This window comes from Lysinibacillus sp. NPDC059133 (genome assembly GCF_042755925.1).
Taxonomy (GTDB): domain Bacteria; phylum Bacillota; class Bacilli; order Bacillales_A; family Planococcaceae; genus Lysinibacillus.
The window spans coordinates 1-21,347 of sequence record NZ_JBHZDH010000042.1; the positions used below are offsets into that span (position 1 = coordinate 1).

Below are 21,347 nucleotides of genomic sequence, written 5' to 3' on the forward strand. Positions count from 1 at the left end.
AAGAAATTTGATTAGCTCAAATTGTTTTGCTGGCATCATGTTTGATGTCCAAAATTTTGTTTCGTTCACCAACTCAAGGTTAGTTACTAAAAACTATATTGATTACGTTTTGCTTGTTCAGTTTTCAAGGTTCATTTCGTTGCCGTTTCTCAGCAGCAACTCTTATATAATATCATGTCACAAACTCGATGTCAACAACTAATTTATTTAACTTAATTGTTTTTCAGTAGATGTCTTAGCGACTTGTATAATATTACACTCTTAATCTAAGATGGTCAATACTTTTTCTAAAAAAATTGATAGTTTTTTATTTCACCGAGAAACTTCCTATTATAATGTTTAAGAAATAAATTAATATTAGACTCATTAATTTAATGTTTTATTGTTATCTAAAATATCATTTCTTCATAAAAAATTGAACAAAAAGAGCCTGAGACAAAAAAAGATGACTCCAAGCATCGAAGTCATCTAAATGCCGCATAGTACGGCAATCCCTTTTTATTAAACTATCTACTTTAAGGTTCAATTCATGTTTGATACACTTTAGTAGCTTTCAAAACTTCACTAGATTTATTCATTAGGCGGTACATCCTGAAGCGTCCATGTGATCGTTCCTTCAAAAGCATCAGCTCTTGCCTTTCCAGCTAGCACTTCTAGATAAAGCCCGTCCTCATCTTCACTCCATGTACTTGAAATATCGATTGTTCGGCGACCGTCTGTTGGTTCCCTTGTATAGATCTTTGCTGAGAAATTTTCAGTAAAAATTGAAACATCGTCACCTTTACGATAACTTAAATAATCTATTTCAGCACCTGTCTTTCCAATTAACGGCTCACTAAGCTTAGCCGTCACCTCCCAAAAGCCTGGCGTTTCCCAAGATAGATTACGAGTATCTTTTACAGCTAAAGGCATATCGAGCTTAATTGGATAATACTTTTTAGTTCGTGGCGAAATCACTAGATCTTTTCCAAAATCGATAACTTTAGGTGCAGAATTGAACTTCAACACGGCAGCAACAATTACAGTTGTCACTTTATTTGATGTCGCATTGAATTTATCTTTAGTACTATATTCCCCGGATACTGTTGCCTGACCTACAATCGTTGCTCCTTTTACAGCATCTTCTTTCACTGTAGCATTATACGTAACGTATATTTTCTTAGAACGCGATCTATCAGCATTATCATTCAGACTTACTTCAATTATATTTGCAGATTCATTGTATTTGGCTGTACCAACATCTTTTCTGTCTTCATTTATTACTTTTAAGTCTGCTGGTGGATTTAAATTTGTATTATATTTTTGGGTAATTTTAAATTGATCATACTTACCTTTATCTTCCGCAATATAGTCGGTATCTACTAAAATACTATAACTTAACGTTTCTCCTGGTGCGACTTCTTCTGCCTCTTTACCACCTTCGTCAAATACTTGTTCTGTAATGGTTAATGTTGGCCGGATTTTTATCTTCTCTTTATTTGACGTCATACCAGATTTGTTTTTTATATATACAGTAATATCATGATCTAAACCTTTTTTCACTTGACCTTTATCATTTGGAATAGTAAAATTCCACGGAACATTTTCACCAGGTTTTTTATTTTCATATTCTCCGATTTTCTGAGGCTCACTGCCATCAATGGTATAGTAAAGAGTGACATTTTCACCTTTATCATCGTTCCATGTCCCTGATATATGGTAACCATTATCTGTATATTCACCATCATTATCTAATTTAACTTCTAGTAGGTTAGCACTGCTAGTCGCCATAATCTCGAGATTCGCTTCTCTAACCTGGCCAAATTCTTGTTCTTTAGGTTCCCACCTTAATGCCCAGCCTCGTTTACGTTTATCAGCCAAATCCTCATAGATTTTACCCTTACCAGGATCCTTGGTACCCGGGGATTTCAATGTACTATAAAAAGCATCACTGAACGGTAGGCTTTCAAAATCAGATTTATGTGATTTGAATACAGTTGGATGATTCGCATAGCCATCACGGAAGAAATAAAGATAGTAAGGGTTATTGTCGTGGCGATAGTTGTTCATATAACCATTATCCATAACAAAATAGAATCCCTTATCATTCCCTAATGAATTTATATACGTTATTACCCCAGGAGGATTACTATAGAGAGAAGCAACATCCAAATTAACACGATAGGCAAAGTTAGTATAGGTATATTCAGCGTTTAATTTTAAATATTTTATACTTACATTAACACGCCCTTTTGAACTTACTGGACGCATTTTTATCTTTACATAGCCATCTACATAGTCTCCATTAATGACAGCTGCATAAGCCATTAATTCATGTGTAGCTTCATTTTTATATAGTTTTAAAACCGGCATTTTTGTAGATTGAGACTCTGCTTTACCATTTTCAGCATTTCCTTGTGCAATCACTAATCCATTACTTTCGTGATACCCGGAAGATAACCCTTGTCTATTATAATATGTAATGGCACCATAATCCTTAGAGTGAGGTAACAGTGTCATAACTGCAAAATTTTGCGCCATTATATACTTGCCTTGCATTAAGGCTTCAAGTGTTATGTCATCGCTAGGTAGCGGACGCTTCGAGTCATCACCGTAGTCTTTAGGTGAGTTACCTTCTAAATTATTCTTATTCCGCTCACCGTTGTAGTCTCCGAAATGCATGAAATATCTTCTTCCGATAGATTCAGGTTCATCTACCGGGAATTCAAGCAATCTATTTTCTGTCATTTGTTCAAATCCATCTAATTCATTAGGATCATTCAACAGTGCAAAATTAATTTTGCCGATTTTACCTACTTCACTTATTTTTTTTCGTGTTCGATCAAGTAGAGAAGTAATTAAAATTTTCGTTTCATCTGATGTCTTATTGATTTCATCACCCGTACTATATTTTCCGGATGCTGTCGTCTGACTTATAATATATTCATTTTCCATATCTTTTTTCACTTTAGCGTTATACGTAATGTTTATTTTCGTAGAACGTGGCAAGTTTTCATCGAGCGTTATTTCAATTACATTGGCGGAGTCATTGTATGTGGCTGTACCAACATCCTCTCCGTCTTTATTTATTACTTTAAGATCTGTTGGCCGTTCTAAACTCGTTGCATATTTTTGAGTAATGCTGACTTGGCCATATGTGCCTCCAGCTTCTTCAATATAATTTGTTTCTACTGCAATTTTATAGTTTACTGTTCCTTCTGGCGCAACTCTCTCTGCCACTTCGCCATCTTTATCAAAAACTTGTTCTGTCATAATAAATTCCGGGCTGATTTTTGTTGTTTTTTCGTCTGACGTAAAACCAGACTCATTTTTCATAAATACAGTAATCGTGTGATCTAAACCTTTTTTCATTTCATCTTTTAGAATCTTGTGCTTCCACTGAACATCAGTACCAGGATTTTTATTTTCATATTCTTCGATTTTCTTAGGTTCACCGCCATCAATCGTATAATAAAGAGTGACAAGTTTACCTCTATCATCATTCCATGTCCCTTTTATATGGTAACCATCATTTGTATATTCTATATCCTTATCTAATTTAACTTCTTGCACAATAGTATGCTGATCACTGTCAGTTACCATAAGCTCGAGATTGGCTTCTCTAACATCGCCATATTTTTGTTCGTCAGTTGCCCATCTTAATGACCAGCCCGGATCCTGAGTAAACGGATATTCTGCATTCTCACCAGGATCTTCGCTACCAAGTGAACTCATTGTAGGGTAAAAGTCCTTGCTGAACGGTTGGTTTGCCGGTTCATCATTTACTTTCAACTCAGCTGGATGATTCGCATAGCCATCACGGAAGAAATAAAGATAATATGGATGTTCGTCGTTACGATGTTCCTTCATAACTTTCTCATCAACAACAAAATAGAACCCTTTATTATTTCCTAACGAATTTATAGGCGGCCTATAATCGTAGTTATAGAGGTTACCAATATCTGTACGAACATTATAAGCAAAATTCGTATATTGATATTCGTCGTTTAATTTTAAAAATTTCATGCTTATATTAACAAGCCCTTTGGAACTACTTACTGAACTCATTTTAATCTTTACATAGCCATCTAAATAGTCTCCATTAACGACAGCTGCATAAGCAATCAACTCATGTGTCTTTTCATTTTTAAATAGTTTTAAAATTGGCATTTCTGTTGATTGAAACTCTGGACTACGATTTTGATCATTTCCTTGGGCAATGACTAATCCATTACCTACCTGATTCTCCGAAGGTTTTCCGTTATTGTAATAATATGTTGCGGTACCATTCCACTCAGGGTGAGGGAACAGTGTCATAACTGCAAAATTTTGTGCATGTATATATTTGCTTTGCATTAAGGCTTCAAGTGTTGTGTCTTTGCTAGGTAGCGGCCGCTTCGAGTCATCCTCGAAGATCATTTCGGCGCCTCCTTCCAATATGCCCTTATGCCGATTATTATTGTAGTCTCCGAAAAGCATAAAATATTTTCTTCCACTGGACTCTTCTTTCGAGAACTCAAGCAAGCTATTTTCTGTCATTTCTTTAAATCCAACTAAAGGATCATCTTTATCCAACGGTGAAAAATCAATATTGCCGATTTTACCAACGTCACTTATTTTAATTCGTGCTTTAGTAATTAAAATTTTCGTTTTATCGGATGTTTCATTGGCTTCATCGCCTGTACTATATTCCCCGGATGCTGTCGCCTGACTGATGATGTATTCTTCCTCTTCCATATCTGTTTTCACTTTAGCGTTATACGTAATGTTTACCTTCGTAGAACGTGGCAGGTTAGCATCAAGGGTTGCTTCAATTACATTTGCAGATTCATTATATGAGGCTGTACCAACCTCTGTTCCTTCTTCATCTATTACTTTAAGGTCTGCTGGTTGTTCTAAACGTGTAGCATATTGTTGAGTAATGTTGACTTCACCATATGTGCCGGTATCTTCTTCAATATAATCGGTTTCTACTACAATTTTATAGCTGACTGTTTTTTCTGGTGCAATTTCCTCTACCTCATGGTCATCTTCATCAAATACTTGTTCTGTAATCGTTAATGCTGGGCGGATTTTTATTGTTTCTTCGTTTGACTTCGCACCAGACTCGTTTTCTGCATATATCGTAATGTCGTGATCTAAACCCTTTTTCACTTCATCATTTAGAATCGTGTACGCCCACGGAACAGCTGCATCAGTGTCTGTGTTTTCAAATTCCGCGATTTTCTTCTCATCATTATCATCAACTTTATAGTAAAGAATGGTAGGTTGGTTGACTTTACTCAGTGTCCCCGTTATACGGTAACCACCATCTGTATATTCTCCGTCACTAACTAATGTAACTGTTAGGTTTTCTTCACTGGCTGATTCTTCAGGTTTCTCACAGTCCGTCTCTAGCTCTTCTTCACATTCAGCTTCTGGCTTTTCTTTATCGCCCGATTCGGCTTGTTCCTCACAGTCAATTGCTAGCCCTTCTTCACAGTTAGTTTCTGGCTTTTCTTCCTTGTCTGATTCGGTTTGTTCCTCACCTGTAGCTGGTGGCTCTTTTTCACCGTTTGACTCGGTGTTTGCCTCATTTTCAGTTGTTGACTCTTCTGTACTTTCTGACTCAGTCTGCTCCTCGCCTGCAGCTGGTGGCTCTTCTTTATTTTCCGATTCGGTCTGTGCATCATTTTCAGGTGCTGATTCTTCTGCACTTTCTGACTCGATCTGTCCATCATCTTCTGTTACTGCATTTTCGGGGTCAACAGATGTCTCCGCTTCAGATATAGGCAGCGTTGAAAAGATTAAGATAAAGGTCAACATCCAGACTACTATTTTCTTCATTCTCACACCTTCCCTTTATTTGAATCCTATTATTAGATAGATTACTAGAATTAATTGATAAGAAAACAAATGTCAATCCCAAGTTCAAACACATGTTTTTATATCAATTAATCATTCATTTCTTGCTGCTTCCCCTGTTTCTTCTTGCTATAAAATATATACACTAGTAGCCCTATTACTAGCATAATTAGTAACCCTACTATATACGCTAAATAATTCGGACCTTCAATTGATACATCCTTTGCATTGAATTGCTTCGCTTCTTCTCCTTTGATGGCAAAATCCTTTTTGAATTCCCATGATTCTTTGCTAGACTTAGCCTTTACATGTATCGTATATTCTCCAGTTTTGAACTTTTCACCATCTAACGGAATAGGATAATCAATACTTGAATTTGGCGCCATTTGCATGTCTTGTTTTTTAGCTTGATAGAGTACTTCTGTTTTTCCTTTTTTCGTCACTTCCGCATCCACTTCGAAACGATTTAAATAAGTAGCCGTAGGATTTTGAAGTGTAGCATTTATGACATTACGTGCATTCAGCTGTCCAGCCTCCACATCATGTAATTTTAAATCCTGCTCTACTATTGCATCTGTCTCTTGTAGCGTAATGCCTACTACATAAGCATATTTATTTTCAATACTTAAACCTTTATTGTTTTCTTCTTCTTTTGATGCCGTTTCCTTCTCTTCTAACGTAATACCGCCTGCTAAAATCCCATCGAACTCCTCTTCAGGCATCGTTACATTTAAGTGCAAATCTTTACTCCCATTAGCCGGAACTGTAATCTCCTTATCTGTTTTTATTAAATCTCCCATCTCATACAATAGTGAAGAATCACGTTCAGTTGTTGTAGATCCATACTCTACAACACCATTGAGATTTGTTGTAGCTGTATTAATTTTAGGCTCAATCACGACATCTTCTGGCGTATCATTTCTTAAACGGATCGTTAATGTTTGCTTTTGATTGGGTTCCATTTTCAAATTAAAATACGTTTTTTCTTTATCAATTTGATTTTCCGGAATAACAGTATGTACACCAAAATTAAATTCAGATGCAGAAGCGAATGGTGCAAACCATACTAGGCCTACCATTACTATTCCAACTAAGGTCAACAACATATTTTTTCTCATAAATTCAACCTTCCTCGTTACTTAATTACTTAGGTAGGACACTGTAGAAAACTACAGTGTCTCATCCCTATTCTTTACTTATTCTTCGCCTTCACTACCAGATTCTTCACCTTCATTACCAGATGGTACGTCTGATAATGTCCATTTTAATTTTGTAGAATAGTCTTTGTCAGCATGTTTTATTGTTTTACCAGGCACAGTCAGTGTGATACTATCTGCAGCTGAGTCGTTACCACCAAAAACGTGAAGGAAAGTACCGGCACCTTTTCCAGCATCAGCAACCATTATATTTTCGGCTACGCCTTTCCCATCTTCGCCAAGTTGCAAAGTAAATTCTTGGTTTCCAGATGGGCGAAATTCTTCATCAACAGTTGATGCTACATGACCATTTTCGAAATTAATTGCAGCTCCTGTTAACTCATTACCATCTTCGGTCTTTAATTGACCCATTTGTGTTAGCGTTAATTTCCAACCTTTTAATGTTCCACGGTTATCTGTCACTTGAACATAGTTTGGACCGTCCTCAGGTACACGATTGTTAAATTTTTGTGGTTGTACTTTGTAAGTTTGATTTTTAGACGAAATTTCTGGCGTACCAAATTTCAAGTTAGATGCAAAGTCGATACTTAATGGACCTGGTGTTCCTTCTCCTGGTGGATCTTTTGGATCAACTGGCTTTGTTGGATCTGTTGGGTCAACCGGTTCAACCGGATCTACTTCCCCTCCACCTTCACCAGGTGCTTGGAATTTAACAACTGTTTTAGAGTCATAAGTTCCATCCGTTTGTGCTCCTCCTCCTGCAAAGGAAGTTGTGCTTCCTGCGAGTACGCTACCTGTTACCAAAGCTGTAATACCTAACATTTTCAAATCGATTTTCTTCATAATTTTGACCACCTTTAATAGTTTTAGTTTAGTTACTCGGAATATCAGATAACTTCCAAGTTAATTTTGTACTGTATGTAACAGTATCTGCTTGCATTTCTCCAGGAATAGTAAGAGAGATCGCTTTTGTTTTTTGAATTTTCTGACCGGAATCACCAGTCATCTCCTCAACTGTTCCCCAGCTTTTCACCCAAAGTCCAGCCCCCGCAAGCGGCTTCGCGGCCATTACAAGCGACTCCGCTCCATTCGGATCCAATGTAATTACTTCAGCATTTATTGGTGGTGGCGCGTCTGATACACCTTCAACAGTTGGGTCAGCAAATTGGATTTGTGAACCTGTTAATTCCTTATGCTGTGCGCTAGCATTAGAAAATTGACCCTCTTGTTTAATCGTCAACGTCCACCCCGAATTTGATCCACGATTATCTGAGATTTGAACATAGTTCGGTACATATTTACTTCCCTCACTAGTATGCAGTTCCTGTGCATTGGCATAGTACGACACACCTTGCTCCGTATTAGCAATTTCACTAACACCAAAATCAAGGTTTGACACATGGTCCAAGCTTAAGGGACTGCCCGTCCCAAGGTTTGGATCTTGTGGATTTGTCGGATCTACTGAATCTACTGAATTTGCTAGATTCCCCGGGTCTTGATTAGTTGGTTTTACTGGCTTTACTAGTTTCCCTGGGTCTGAATCAGTTGGTTTTACTGGTTTTACCGGTCTTCCTGGGTCTGAATCAGTTGGTTTTACTGGTTTTACTGGTTTTACTGGTTTTACCGGTTTTCCTGGGTCTGGATCAGTTGGATCTACCAGAACTTGCGGATCTGTAGCCGGAATAAATTTCACCACTGCCTTCGATTCAAAAACATCACCTTTGCCATCTGCTAAAGTAAATAGTGGCGAAATGGCCATCCCACTTAGTACCGCTGCAATTGCTGCAACTTGTATTGTTTTTTTCTTCGTAGGTGAATTCTCCTTTCATAATTTTTTTTATATTTACGTATCAACTAAAATGCTGATACGGTAAATAACAATCGCATTAAATAAAACCATTTTTTTATTTATTTGTAATATTATTACATTCATTAGGCGAAAAAGGACATCCTTCCATAGGCCAAATCATCCTCTCATTCCATTACTTTTTATTTATATTTATGTATCAGACAAAATGCTGATACGGTAAATAGCACTCTTTAAAATTATTATTCTTTAATAAGATGCGTCTTATGTTCCTATTTTCAGCTTCTAAGACTTTGATATCCCTTCCAAATTAAGGTGAACATACTTTCCTAAAAGCGATCTTCCTATTACTTTGATAATTTAACGATTCAGCATTAGATAAAAAACACTTAGAAACATCACCACCATTACCATAAATACAAGATTATTTACTTTTTACACTATAACCTATACCTCTAATCGAACATCTTTAAACATTTTTTCTCTTTTAAGTCTTTTATCTTTTGCAATGACTGATTCTATCGCATTTTACAAAAGAATAAAAATCAACTTTTGTTGCTTTTCTAACATATTTTGATAGTAGTGAATTTGAAATTACGATTTACCATTAGTAGAAACTTCACTACTATTACCGCAAATACAAGATTATTTACTTTTTACACTTAACCTATACCTCTAACTGAACATCTTTAAACATATTTTTCTCTTTTAAGTCTTTTTTTTACTTTTCGTCTCTTGCAATTTCCGATTGTATAGCATTTTATAAAAGAATAAAAATCAACTTTTGTTGCTCTTCTAACAAAATCTGATAATCGTGAATTTGAAACTGCTGGGTTTTTAAAATTCACCCTTGATTTAATTGATTTCCAACGAGTGTTGAAAACTATTAGTACTATTTGGATCTTGTGTTTGGCAGGATCCTAGAGTTAGTGATGGTACCACTCCTACCTTACTTGCAACAGTCGATTATCAAGGACCATTTTTCAACTTTTTGTGGACAATTATTCCATTTTAAAAAATATAAAAAGGACATCCTTTTATCTTAGTGATTATGCTTATTAAGAGTAGAGCCTTCCGGGAAACAATGCAAATCAACTTTTGTTCACTTTTGAACATATTTTGATAAACTGTTTATTTGGATCATTATGGAGTTATTTTCAACCTTATATTATGGGGGAACGAATGATGTTTCCTTGGAATTTCCTTTGAAAGAAAGACTTAGCCACCCTTTTATGCAGTTCGCCTATCTCCATCTGAAATTTCTCCGCATCCTTATCACCGATGAATGGACTTCGTACTGAACACAAAAAAGTGAGGAGCGATGCATAAAGCACACTCCTCACTCTTCACTTATTGTTTTACAAAATAGTCTATTTGCTGAGCCTTCATAAAGCCTGCTTTCTCATAAACAGAAAGCGCCTTTCTATTGTCGATTTCTACATCCAGCATGACGAATTTCGCACCAATTTTGCTCGCATAATCTTTGGAAAATGAAAGCATAGCAGTACCGATCCCTTGCCCCTCACAAGTTGGATGAACTGCCAATGCTGTGACCCATTGAATTTCATTTTCTTGGGCAGTCGTCACGGTTCCGACAACTTTTCCTTCTTTACGTGCTACCCACAGCTTTCTTCCAGGCGTTGACGTATTAAAAGCGATGAGCTCCTCAGACTCTTCAGGTAGGTCTCCAAACGCTGCACTATAAATAGTAATCAGCTCTGCCTGTTCATCTGTATAAGGAATAATTTCGATAGCATCCTTTAATTCTACTGACTCTGCTTTTGTTTCTAAAGTGGCTTCTGAAAAGCTATATGTAAAGCCCTTCTTGTCAATAAACGTGTGTCCAAATGGTGAGCCATCTATCACTACCGCCAATTGACCTTCTGCCCCGCGCTCCTCGAGGCCTGCCTGTAAAACATCTACTAAAGCTGTTCCAATTCCTTTTTGACGGTACGTAGGTGTTACAACTAAAGACCATTCATATGTATGCAGCCCCATTAAATCTATGGCACTAGCTGCACCCACTAAGACATCTTTGTCATCTTCATAAGCAAGTACCATAAAGCCCTTCGATTCAAAGGAACTCGCCATAGGCAACCCCATAGCCGTTTCATAGACACGATAGTCCTGTGTGGTCGCTTCCTCACACAATAATTTTACTTCATTTAATGTTTCCCCATCTAACGGAAAAGACACTGTCATCACTGAAATATTCATCATTTACTCCGTTCTTGTATCAAACTATTGCCCTATTGTAGCAAGAAAGAAAATAAGCTGGCAACAAATCACACTAGTCACTTCTAATTATTAACAATTTTACTCCTAGTATAGTGAAATTAAAAGGTTTCATATGAATATTGACGGTTATAATGATTGAAAGTTACTAGAATCATAGAAATAAATTCATCCTAACACGCCTATTAATTGCAATTTAAAAATATTTATTTCTCAAGTTATACTGAATCCCGACCATAACTTAGATTTAAGATATATATCATTCATCACCTATAACTTCCATCATTTACATAATTATACTACCTTTATAAATAAATTTACATTAAAATTATGCATTAATGGAATATTTCAATAAAAGACACTTTAGAATTTAGACGCTGCTGAGACAAAATAAAAATGTACACTACTAACATCGAATTTAGTAATGTACATTTTTATTTTGTCTTGAATGTTACAGAATTTCCTACTTTTCCCCCTACTCATCTAGATGATGGGATGAAGACTGTAGCATCTGCGCATAGATGCCACCGGACTCCATTAATTTTTGTTGAGGGCCAGCTTCGACTAACTCACCTTTGTGCAACACAAGCACAATATCGGCATTATGCACTGTATTTAAACGATGAGCAATCACAAAGCTTGTGCGTCCCTGCATTAACACATCAAGAGCCTCTTGAATCGCAAGCTCCGTGACGGTATCAATACTACTTGTCGCCTCATCTAATAATAAAACTTTCGGGTCGGCAATCAATGCTCTTGCAATGGACAATAACTGCTTTTGGCCTTGCGAAATGCCACTGCCATCTGCGGCAAGTACTGTGTCATAGCCATCCTTTAGCGACATGATAAAGTCATGTGCATTTGCACGCTTCGCTGCTTCTTCAATCTCTTCATCACTAGCATCTAATCGACCATAACGAATATTTTCACGTACAGACGCTTCAAACAAAAACGGATCCTGTAACACAAAGGCCATTTGCGAGCGCAATGCTTGTCGTTCTATTTGCTGAACGTTGACACCATCAAATAAAACCTCACCCTTTGATACTTCATAAAATCTTGCAATCAGCTGCAAGATCGTAGTTTTTCCTGCTCCGGTCGCCCCAACAAGAGCGACCGTTTGTCCGGGCTCTACGTCAAAATGAATATCCTTCAACGTGTAAGCTTCCTCTTTTTGCTCATATTTAAAGTACACATGTTGAAAGCTTACCTGTCCTAATAGCTTATGCTTCTGCGCTGAAGCTGCCTCCTCTTCAGGCATTTCATCCAGTAGCGCAAATACACGCTCTGCACCAGCAATCGCTGATAGTACGGTATTAAATTGATTGGCCAAATCATTTAATGGTCGTGTAAATTGCCTTGCGTATTCTGTAAAAATAACAATGACGCCGATGGACACATGCCCATAAAGAGCAAGTACACCGCCAATACCAGCCACAATGGTAAAGCTCATATTGTTTAAAAAGTTCATGACCTTTGGAATATAACCAGAGTATGTCTGTGCCCAAAAGCCAGTACTTTTTAATCGGACACTTTTTTCGCGAAACTCCTCTTTCATTCGTTCTTCTTGTGAGAAAGCTTTCACAATTCGCTGGCCCGAAATCGTTTCTTCAATCATGCCATTTAGAGCTCCTATGGCCGCTTGCTGTTCTTTAAACAAAGGTGCGGTTCTCCGTGTGATCCAACGCATCGCCCAAAACATAATTGGTATAATCGTCATCGTTAATACCGTTAGTAAGGGACTTAAACTTAGCATGATGATCACTGTTCCCGTCAGTGTTATTACACTAGAAAATACTTGGATAAAGGAGCTATTTAATGTGGAGCTAACGGCTTCAATATCATTCGTCATCCGACTCATTAATTCTCCATGCTGGCGACGATCAAAAAAGGCAATCGGCAGTTTTTGAAAATGGGCAAATACACTCGTTCGTAAACGATAAATGGTTTGTTGAGCAATACCAATCATCCAAAAGTTTTGCAAAAATAGCGATACGGCTAATAGAGCATAAATGCCGATTAACAGCGTAATTCCCTTCTCTAGCCCTGCAAGCTCTCCATGCGTTACATACATGTCAATCATTTTACCAATTACATACGGCCCAAGGAGAGCCAACATGGAACTCACCAAGACAAGTAACAGTACAATAATTAGTAGTGCACGTTGTTCATCGACTATTTTCCATAAACGCAGTAGTGTACTTTTCCAATTTGTCGCACGAGGTCCCTTCTTTTTCTTAACCGTCTGCTTCACATCATCTTTCGTCAAAATCGGCTCATAGCCAAAAGGTTTTTGGAAAAATCCCATTATTCCTCCACCTCCTGTTGGGAGATTGCGATTTTTTTATAGAGCGCTGACGTTTGCAAAAGCTCTTCATGTGTCCCGTATGCGACCACTTTTCCTGCATCGATGAGTAAAATACGATGTGCCCCTTTCGCTGTTCGAATTTTTTGAGTGACGACTAACATGGTTGCTTGTTCTTCACTCAATGCCTCCCATAATGCCTGCTCCGTTTTCACATCAAGCGCACTTGTACTATCATCGAGCATTAATATATGCCCTTTTCTTAATAACGCTCTTGCAATCGATAATCTTTGCTTTTGCCCACCTGAAAGATTGACACCCTTCTGACCGACTCTTGTCTCGTACCCATTCGGGAAATCCTCTACAGAAGCATGGATTTGTGCTTGCATAGTCGCGTGTAACACTGCATCCATGTCAGCCTCTGCATCACCCCAACGAACATTATCAGCAATACTTCCTGTAAATAATAGAGACTGTTGTGGTACATAGCCGATCGTTTCGCGCAGCTCTTGTAAATCCCATTGCTGTACATCTTTCCCCTCTACTACGATTTTGCCTTCTGTCACATCGTAGAAACGTGGGATGAGCTGTAATAGCGTTGATTTTCCTGCACCTGTTGCCCCCAGAATGGCAAGCTTTTCACCTGATTTCACTCGGAAGCTTACATCGGAGAGTACAGGCGAGTCTTCCCCAGGATACGTAAAGCTTACATGCTCAAACGCTAATTCTCCAAAATTCAAGTCGTTCGATATTTTCTCTGAAGATGATGTTAGTTCCACCTCATTTTCAGTCGAAAGGACTTCTGCCATTCGCTCTGCTGAGGCTTTTGCGCGCGCATAAAAAATAATAATAAAGGCAAACATCGAAAACGAGCCTGTCATACGCATTGCATAATTGACAATGGCCACAACATCTCCAAGTGGTGTTGTACCTGTAGCTATTTGCTTCGTTCCAAACCACAGCACAGCAAGTAAACTCATATTCATGATGAATAACAGTACAGGCATAATATACTCCATTGTTCGTAGAGCTTTTACAGTATCTATTTTTAAGCGTGAGGCAACTTCGTCAAAACGAGAGGCTTCATAGGCACCACGTAAGTAAGCTTTCACTAAACGAATAGCCTGTAAATTTTCCTGTAGTACTCGATTCAAACGATCTACTCGCTTTTGCACACGTCCAAAATAAGACACACCTTTTGCCACCATAACAATAAGAAAAATGAAAATAATCGGTGCGCCAATTACTAAAAATAGCGCTAGTTGAGCATTGACAACAAAAGCCATAATGATGCTACCAACAACGGCAAGTGGAGCTCGAAGCATAATACGCAAACTCATAAACAGCACCGTCTGAACTTGCGTCACATCATTCGTTAATCTTGTAATAAGGGACGCCGTTGAGAATTTTTGATAAGTAGCTAATGTAAAGGATTGTATTTTTTCAAACAATGCATTTCGTAAATCATAGGAAAAGCTCTGTGCTGTATGCGATGAAAAATATGAATTCACGACACCTGCTATAAAAGCTACGAAAGATAAGGCCAGTAACACCATTCCCCACTGCCAAATCATCCCTTGATTTTGAGCTCGCACGCCATCATCTATAATTTTCGCCATGATTAATGGCTGCGCGAGCTCCACAAACAATTCCAACAGCATTAAACTAAACGCAATGAATGCCGTCCATTTATAAGGCTTTACATAGGAAAAAACTTCTTTCATATTCTTCCCCCTCGTTCTTTATAAAGGAGTTCCATAAAATTTAACTATAACAATGAACCCCTATACTGTATTTTTATACTTTCCCTCTATCTATAGAAGGCCATATTACACACAAATGTCTAGGATACAATGTGTAGAAGGCAAACGTGAGACCAATAGCTCAGGTCCAAGGCAAATCTGATCGGGTCTACCAAACAATTGCTCAGCTCCAAGGTAAAACTGATCGGGTCTACCAAACAATTGCTCAGCTCCAAGGTAAAACTGATCGGGTCTACCAAAGAACTGCTACCTTCCCATAATAAGGCTTTGCTACTAACTAATAAAGCGGCAAATGAAGCGTTCGTTAGTAGGAGGAAAAGACCTATTCGTGTATCAATAATCCCTATCACTTGATATTTTGGTGGTTATTTCTTTAAACTAAGGGAGACATAAGCAACAACAACAAATGTAGGCGCCAAAATTGTAATTAGTCGAATACAGCAATATTTTCGTTGATTGCTGCCAAATGCCGAAATATCTTTTCTAGTTAACAATCAATATGTAAATAATATAATACCTGCAACCGATAAACGAATTGTTCACATAAAAAAGGTCAGTTGCTTCCCTATAACATCGCACCCGAGACAATAATTACTATTCCTTTTAAACGTCACGCACACTTCTCTCTTCCTATATATATACTAAAAAATGTTATTTTTCTTCAAATCTTTCCATGTTTTTCGTTAAAAAAGTCCCTATGTTTTTTATTATCAAATATTTACAATCATATTCATAATGACTAATTCCTGATAATTAACTATAATAATAGTATATATAGATTACTCAAGGAGATCGAATAATCATGAGTCATATGCATAAAACATTTACCATTGATGAACATTATTTAAATTCACTTCCTTTTCCTGCAATTGTCATGAATCAAGATGGACAAGCTATACATTTGGGAAAGCTTGCTGAACAGCTATTTGGTTTTTCAGCTACTACTATTAAAGAACATACCGCTTTATTTATTCATGAAAATTTACTACGTCAGCTTTCATTAGAAAAGTTTCAAACCATTTTACAAAATGATGTCAGTACGTATATCAAACAAATTCAACTGCAAACGTATACAAATGAAGAAATTAACACAGCGCTGCTAGCTAAACCATTTATTGAACAAGGAGAGCGTTTCATCCTAATGATGTTTATGCTACCAGAATTAATGATCAATTCTGTCTCAAGTTGCGGTACTCTCGCAAACTTAAAACAGGGATTGGACTCGACATTTATGACAGTAACACTGGATCATGATGGGTTCATTTTAGAATGTAATGCTGAATTTCTAAAAACGAGTCAATGGACACCAAAACGCGTGATTGGTAAAACGTTCTGGCAGCTATTCCCTGAAAATAAAGAAAGTGAAAAGATCACTAACACCATCTGGCGTAATTTAAACAATGGCTCTACATGGCAAGGTGAAGTCGAAAAAGTTACAAAAGCAGGCCAATCTTATTGGGTACTACTAACAGCTATCCCTACATTTAACATTGAAACAAATGAGCAACAATTTTTATTAATTGAAAAAGATATCACCAAGTCCAAGTCAATTCAACATCAGCTTGAAAAAATCGCTTATATCGATACAGAAACAGGTCTTATGAATGCACACCGACTCGAAAAAGTGATTTCCAACATGATTGAGGAAGAAAGAAACTTCTCTTTCGTCTATTTAAGTATCGATAAATTTTATACGTTAAAAGAGTTACATGATCAGCAAATCGATCAAAGTCTTATTGTAGAGTTTACAAATCGTATAAAAATGTACTTCCAAGATAGCACAATGGCACGTATTAACGAAAATGATTTTGTCGTGATTACACCATTAAGTGAATGGTTCATTCAAGGCTTCTTGTCTTACTTACAACAACATCCAATTTATAACAGTAATGTGGCTGTCCCTATTTCTATTAGTGGCGGAATTACACGTTATCCAGAGGATCAAACTACATTCTCCCAACTAATGAAGGCATCTATTGCTACTATTACAACTGTCCGTGAGGCCGGTGGCGATAAAATCGTCTCACTATCAAAAGCAACACATAAAGCATTAAATCGTAAAGCTTTAATTGAAAAACGTTTACTTCAGGCTCTTGACCAAAAAAACCTAAAAGTCCTTTATCAGCCGCAAATTGATGTTACTTCAGGTAAAATCACAGCTGTAGAAGCACTAGTTCGTTGGGAAGATGAAGTAATAGGCGTTGTCTCACCAGATGAGCTCATTCCAATTGCGGAAGAAACGGGTCTTATTAATAATATCGGTTCCTTTATGCTAGAAAAAGCTTGTGAACAGGCACTATCCTGGAAAAAGGCTGGTCTTGATTTAAAAGTATCCATTAACTCATCTGTACGCGAATTCCGTGATAAAAACATGGCAAAATCAGTTCTTGACACATTAGCGAAAACTAGCTGCCCTGCGAATCTTATTCAAATCGAGATTACCGAGAAATTTGCCCTCGAAGCAGAAGTTGCTACCTTTATTACACAACAAATGCGTAAGCTTGAAAATGAAGGGATCGCCTTTATACTAGATGATTTCGGTACCGGATATGGTTCATTTAGATATATGCAAATTCTACCAATAGATACATTGAAAATCGATAAAGCATTTACAAGTTCTCTATTAAAATCTGAGAAAACCCAAAAGCTCATGAACGGTATGGTACAACTCGGAAAATCTATGGAACTTAAAGTTGTCGCAGAAGGTGTCGAAACTTCTGAACAAGCAGATCTTTTGATTTCTTATGGCTGTGATGCGATTCAAGGTTACTATATTAGTAAGCCAATTTCTGCTGAGGAAATTGAAGCACTGCTCGTAAAATAGTTAATTTTAAAAAGGAGGTTACGTTTTAAACGTAACCTCCTTCTTTATATTTGTTCTAACTGGCATGATATTCCCTACTTTTGATGTAGAGCCTTATTTCTTATAGACCTTTTTGAATGTCGCCTTACTAGTACGGACAGAACGGAAAATAAGCTGTATCAGTACCTCTGCAAATACAAGTCCTATAACGATGGCACCAGTAATTAAAAATGCCTTAAATCCATACTGTAGCCCTTGTATATAATCATCCTCAACAACATTTCTCATAGCATTGTAAGCCATGCCTCCCGGAACTAACGGGATAATCCCACCAACAATAAAAATAATCATCGGCATTTTGAAGCGTCGTGCATACAAATGGGCAACGATTGCAATGACGAAAGCGCTAAAGAATGAGGCATTTACTACATCCATGCCATGCTCTGTTAGGACGAAGTAAATCATCCAGCCTACTACCCCAACAAAACCACAATAAATGAGGGTTTTTCTAGGTACATTAAAAATAACTGCGATACCTGCCGTTGCAAAAAAGCTAAGAATCAACTGTGTGATATAGTCCATGTCGTCTGCCTCCTAAAACGATAGAGTGACGGCAATAGCTGCACCGATTGCAAAAGCTGTTAAAAAGGCCTCTGCGCCCTTTGCCATCCCCGACATAAAATGACCTGCCATTAAATCCCGTACTGCATTCGTGATCAAAATACCTGGTACCAGTGGCATAACGGAGCTAATGACAATTTTATCTATTTCCGCACCATGACCATATTTCACTGAAAAGACAGCAATCGATCCTACTACTAACGAAGCTGTAAATTCTGCGAAAAATTTCACTTTTGTTAAGTCATTTATTAACAAAAGCACTAGGAAGCCTAACCCCCCTGCCAAACAGGCAAAAAGGAAATCAGACCATCCCCCCTTAAACATTATAAGGAAACAACCACTCGCAAGAGCCGCTGATATAACTTGAATATATGTTGGTAAAAAATAATTTGTTTTTTGTATCGACTTTAGCTCGTCATAAGCATCTTCTAATGTTATCATGTGAGATGTGAGTCTCCGAGATACTGAATTTACCAAGGCTATTTTTTGCAAATCTGTTACCCTGTTGGAAATTGATGTAATTCTCGTTGGCTGTGTCTTGCCTAACGAAAAAATGATTCCTGTGGGTGTGGTATAACATTGCGCATCTAGCATATTTTGAGAATGCGCCATACGTAGCATTGTATCCTCCACACGGTATGTTTCCGCACCACTTTCAATCATAATTCGCCCCGCAAGCAATAAGCAGTCAATCGTAAATTCATTATCCACTTCATGTAAAACCATTACAGTTAACTACCTCCCTCAATTATGCCTCGGCATAATTGCGTCCGGAATCGGCTTTGTGCTTAGGCCTGCACGATGCAGGTCAGTTAGCCGTTATCGCATGGATGCGATGATCTTAGGCTAACATCCCCTAAGAACTCCTTTCCGATTCCGTGACATCCGCCGGAGGCTTTAACTTCTTTCAACGGGTGTTTGGTACCCGTTGAAAGAAGTTAAGGTTCCTTGCCAATAGTATCGAACTGCAAATAAAAACTCAACTAAAAATTTCAACTTTTAACACAAAAGTATTTAGGCTTTCATATGATGAAAACGATAAGCTAATGAGTCATTTATTCATGAGGATTGTTTCCCACAAATTAATAGCAAAACTTCGTAGATTCGTATAACTTTTTCAATGACTAACACGTCTGATTGTATAGAAAAATAAATAAGGAAAGGAGCGTCTCCATCAAAATGCCGGAACGCAGAAAAAAACGCGGCCCAATGATTGATTTCCTATTAATTGGCCTCATCATTTCATTAACGACTATTATTTTATTTATTATCCTATCAAAGGATGACTTTAAGTTTCAAAAAATCAGTGCCTCAAAAGAGACAAATTCCGATTCAATAAAGAGTAAACGATCCACAGAAAGCTCTGCGTTTCCAGGTATTCGTATTGTAAGCGATGTTTCTAATGATGATCGAACACCTTTTGCTATTCACTATCCAGAAACAGATACCAAAGCTTTTAACGATGCTGTATTACAGTACATAACGGATTCAAAAGAAAACTATCTGTCATCTATGAAAGAAAATAAAGATAAAGAGGCTATGGGTGAGCTTAATATTAGTTTGGAAACTTTCCCATATCAGAAGCACTACTATTCCTTTGTGCTAACAAAAACGTTGTATACAGGCGGAGCCAATCCCGAGGTTTCAACAAAAACATTCTTTATCAATCATGAAACGGGCAAACTAATTTCCATTGAAACATTGTTGAATAACGACGAAAACAACTTATCGGTATTAGCTACTCATGTACGTAATGACTTACAACAAAATCTCAAGTTAAAGGAAGACCTTTTCAAGGATGATGTAATCAAGTCAACTGAACCGAAGTGGTCTAACTTCCATCGCTTTGCTATCGTCGATAATTCGTTACAATTCTATTTTGATGAGTATGAGATTGCTAGCGGAGCAGCTGGTCCACAAACTGTGAAGCTTCCCCTTTCACTTATCAATCCGTTGTTAGCCTCTGAATTCCAGATCGCTATGGAAAAACCGGCGAAGCCAATTACGACAGGTGATCCAAACAAAAAACGTATTGCCTTAACTTTTGATGATGGCCCACATCCAAAGGTTACCGAACAGATTTTAAATACGCTCGATAAGTATAACGCAAAAGCTACCTTCTTTATGCTTGGTAGTCGCGTACAATATTACCCTGATATCGCAAGAGACGTACTTGCAAGGGGACATGAAATCGGGAATCATTCATGGAACCATCCTGTATTAACGAAACTGTCACTAGAGCAGGCAGGCAATCAATACGCATCTACAGTTGCGGAAATTGAGAAGGCCATCAATCAAAAGCCAACTGTATTTAGACCACCATATGGAGCAACAAACGATACGATTAACGCCCAGATTCCAATTCCTGTTGTTTTATGGTCGATTGATACATTAGACTGGAAGTTTCGCGATGCGCAACAGCTACTACCTCATGTCAAAAATAATTTACACAATAATGCCATTGTCTTAATGCATGATATTCATCAATCGACTGCCGACGGTCTTGATGCCGTACTTGCTTATTTACAAGGTCAAGGCTATGAATTCGTGACAGTGTCGGAAATTCTTCCATATCGTCAAAAATAACCAACTAAAGAAAAAGTCCAATGAACTCAAGGTTTATTGGATTTTTTTTGTGTTAAAAAACCTATTATATCGATGAACTTCTGCAAAACGAGGGGGTGATTTCCGTTCCAGGCTACTCGCTTTCCCACGGGAGTCGAGTAATCCATGCTAGCGTAGTACTTTCAATTTGTGCAATTAAGAATGAACGCTATGATAAAGTAAAAGGATTCACGCACAGTTTTGTGTGTGAATCCTTTTTGGTCTTTTG

Annotated in this window: 11 protein-coding genes; 2 read left to right on the forward strand and 9 right to left on the reverse strand. The window is 37.5% G+C overall.

What is annotated here, in order from left to right; all coding sequences use genetic code 11:
• Nucleotides 1-570: 570 nt before the first annotated feature.
• The 7 genes from ACFXN8_RS18875 to ACFXN8_RS18905 all read right to left on the reverse strand — a co-directional run bounded on the left by ACFXN8_RS18875 (nucleotide 571) and on the right by ACFXN8_RS18905 (nucleotide 15,051).
• Nucleotides 571-5,805 (reverse strand): isopeptide-forming domain-containing fimbrial protein, encoded by a 5,235-nt coding sequence (locus ACFXN8_RS18875; protein WP_386847235.1) that lies wholly within the window; start codon nucleotides 5,803-5,805, stop codon nucleotides 571-573.
• A gap of 107 nt (nucleotides 5,806-5,912) precedes the next feature.
• Complete coding sequence (locus ACFXN8_RS18880; protein WP_386847237.1) at nucleotides 5,913-6,941, reverse strand: WxLIP family cell surface protein; 1,029 nt, start codon at nucleotides 6,939-6,941, stop codon at nucleotides 5,913-5,915.
• A gap of 78 nt (nucleotides 6,942-7,019) precedes the next feature.
• On the reverse strand, nucleotides 7,020-7,823 hold the full coding sequence (locus ACFXN8_RS18885) for a WxL domain-containing protein (protein WP_386847238.1): 804 nt from the start codon (nucleotides 7,821-7,823) through the stop codon (nucleotides 7,020-7,022).
• Nucleotides 7,824-7,851: 28 nt separating this feature from the next.
• Complete coding sequence (locus ACFXN8_RS18890; RefSeq protein WP_386847239.1) at nucleotides 7,852-8,739, reverse strand: WxL domain-containing protein; 888 nt, start codon at nucleotides 8,737-8,739, stop codon at nucleotides 7,852-7,854.
• Nucleotides 8,740-10,137: 1,398 nt separating this feature from the next.
• Nucleotides 10,138-11,007: a GNAT family N-acetyltransferase gene (locus tag ACFXN8_RS18895; RefSeq protein ID WP_386847240.1), complete on the reverse strand. Its 870-nt coding sequence runs from the start codon at nucleotides 11,005-11,007 to the stop codon at nucleotides 10,138-10,140.
• A gap of 490 nt (nucleotides 11,008-11,497) precedes the next feature.
• Complete coding sequence (locus ACFXN8_RS18900; RefSeq protein WP_386847241.1) at nucleotides 11,498-13,330, reverse strand: ABC transporter ATP-binding protein; 1,833 nt, start codon at nucleotides 13,328-13,330, stop codon at nucleotides 11,498-11,500.
• On the reverse strand, nucleotides 13,330-15,051 hold the full coding sequence (locus tag ACFXN8_RS18905; protein ID WP_386847242.1) for an ABC transporter ATP-binding protein: 1,722 nt from the start codon (nucleotides 15,049-15,051) through the stop codon (nucleotides 13,330-13,332). The genes ACFXN8_RS18900 and ACFXN8_RS18905 overlap by 1 nt, the downstream gene beginning before the upstream one ends.
• Nucleotides 15,052-15,892: 841 nt before the next feature.
• Between ACFXN8_RS18905 and ACFXN8_RS18910 the strand changes: the two genes are divergently transcribed.
• Complete coding sequence (locus ACFXN8_RS18910) at nucleotides 15,893-17,914, forward strand: EAL domain-containing protein (protein ID WP_386847243.1); 2,022 nt, start codon at nucleotides 15,893-15,895, stop codon at nucleotides 17,912-17,914.
• A 93-nt stretch (nucleotides 17,915-18,007) separates the two neighbouring features.
• Here ACFXN8_RS18910 and ACFXN8_RS18915 read toward each other — a convergent pair whose 3' ends face one another.
• Both ACFXN8_RS18915 and ACFXN8_RS18920 read right to left on the reverse strand, forming a co-directional pair.
• Nucleotides 18,008-18,475, reverse strand: coding sequence for a threonine/serine exporter family protein (locus tag ACFXN8_RS18915; protein ID WP_386847244.1), 468 nt, complete (start codon nucleotides 18,473-18,475; stop codon nucleotides 18,008-18,010).
• A gap of 12 nt (nucleotides 18,476-18,487) precedes the next feature.
• On the reverse strand, nucleotides 18,488-19,240 hold the full coding sequence (locus ACFXN8_RS18920) for a threonine/serine exporter family protein (protein WP_376077501.1): 753 nt from the start codon (nucleotides 19,238-19,240) through the stop codon (nucleotides 18,488-18,490).
• Nucleotides 19,241-19,693: 453 nt separating this feature from the next.
• On the opposite strand from ACFXN8_RS18920, the gene ACFXN8_RS18925 reads away from it, so the two are divergent.
• Nucleotides 19,694-21,100 (forward strand): polysaccharide deacetylase family protein, encoded by a 1,407-nt coding sequence (locus tag ACFXN8_RS18925; protein ID WP_386847245.1) that lies wholly within the window; start codon nucleotides 19,694-19,696, stop codon nucleotides 21,098-21,100.
• The last annotated feature ends 247 nt before the right edge of the window (nucleotides 21,101-21,347 follow it).

Bases quoted from the DNA above. Each gene is read 5' to 3' on its own strand.
- ACFXN8_RS18885 (WP_386847238.1), bottom strand. From the start codon at position 7,823: ATGAAGAAAATCGATTTGAAAATGTTAGGTATTACAGCTTTGGTAACA.
- ACFXN8_RS18900 (WP_386847241.1), bottom strand. From the start codon at position 13,330: ATGGGATTTTTCCAAAAACCTTTTGGCTATGAGCCGATTTTGACGAAA.
- ACFXN8_RS18910 (WP_386847243.1), top strand. From the start codon at position 15,893: ATGAGTCATATGCATAAAACATTTACCATTGATGAACATTATTTAAAT.
- ACFXN8_RS18875 (WP_386847235.1), bottom strand. From the start codon at position 5,805: ATGAAGAAAATAGTAGTCTGGATGTTGACCTTTATCTTAATCTTTTCA.
- ACFXN8_RS18915 (WP_386847244.1), bottom strand. From the start codon at position 18,475: ATGGACTATATCACACAGTTGATTCTTAGCTTTTTTGCAACGGCAGGT.
- ACFXN8_RS18905 (WP_386847242.1), bottom strand. From the start codon at position 15,051: ATGAAAGAAGTTTTTTCCTATGTAAAGCCTTATAAATGGACGGCATTC.
- ACFXN8_RS18890 (WP_386847239.1), bottom strand. From the start codon at position 8,739: ATGGCCATTTCGCCACTATTTACTTTAGCAGATGGCAAAGGTGATGTT.
- ACFXN8_RS18880 (WP_386847237.1), bottom strand. From the start codon at position 6,941: ATGAGAAAAAATATGTTGTTGACCTTAGTTGGAATAGTAATGGTAGGC.
- ACFXN8_RS18920 (WP_376077501.1), bottom strand. From the start codon at position 19,240: ATGGTTTTACATGAAGTGGATAATGAATTTACGATTGACTGCTTATTG.
- ACFXN8_RS18925 (WP_386847245.1), top strand. From the start codon at position 19,694: ATGCCGGAACGCAGAAAAAAACGCGGCCCAATGATTGATTTCCTATTA.
- ACFXN8_RS18895 (WP_386847240.1), bottom strand. From the start codon at position 11,007: ATGATGAATATTTCAGTGATGACAGTGTCTTTTCCGTTAGATGGGGAA.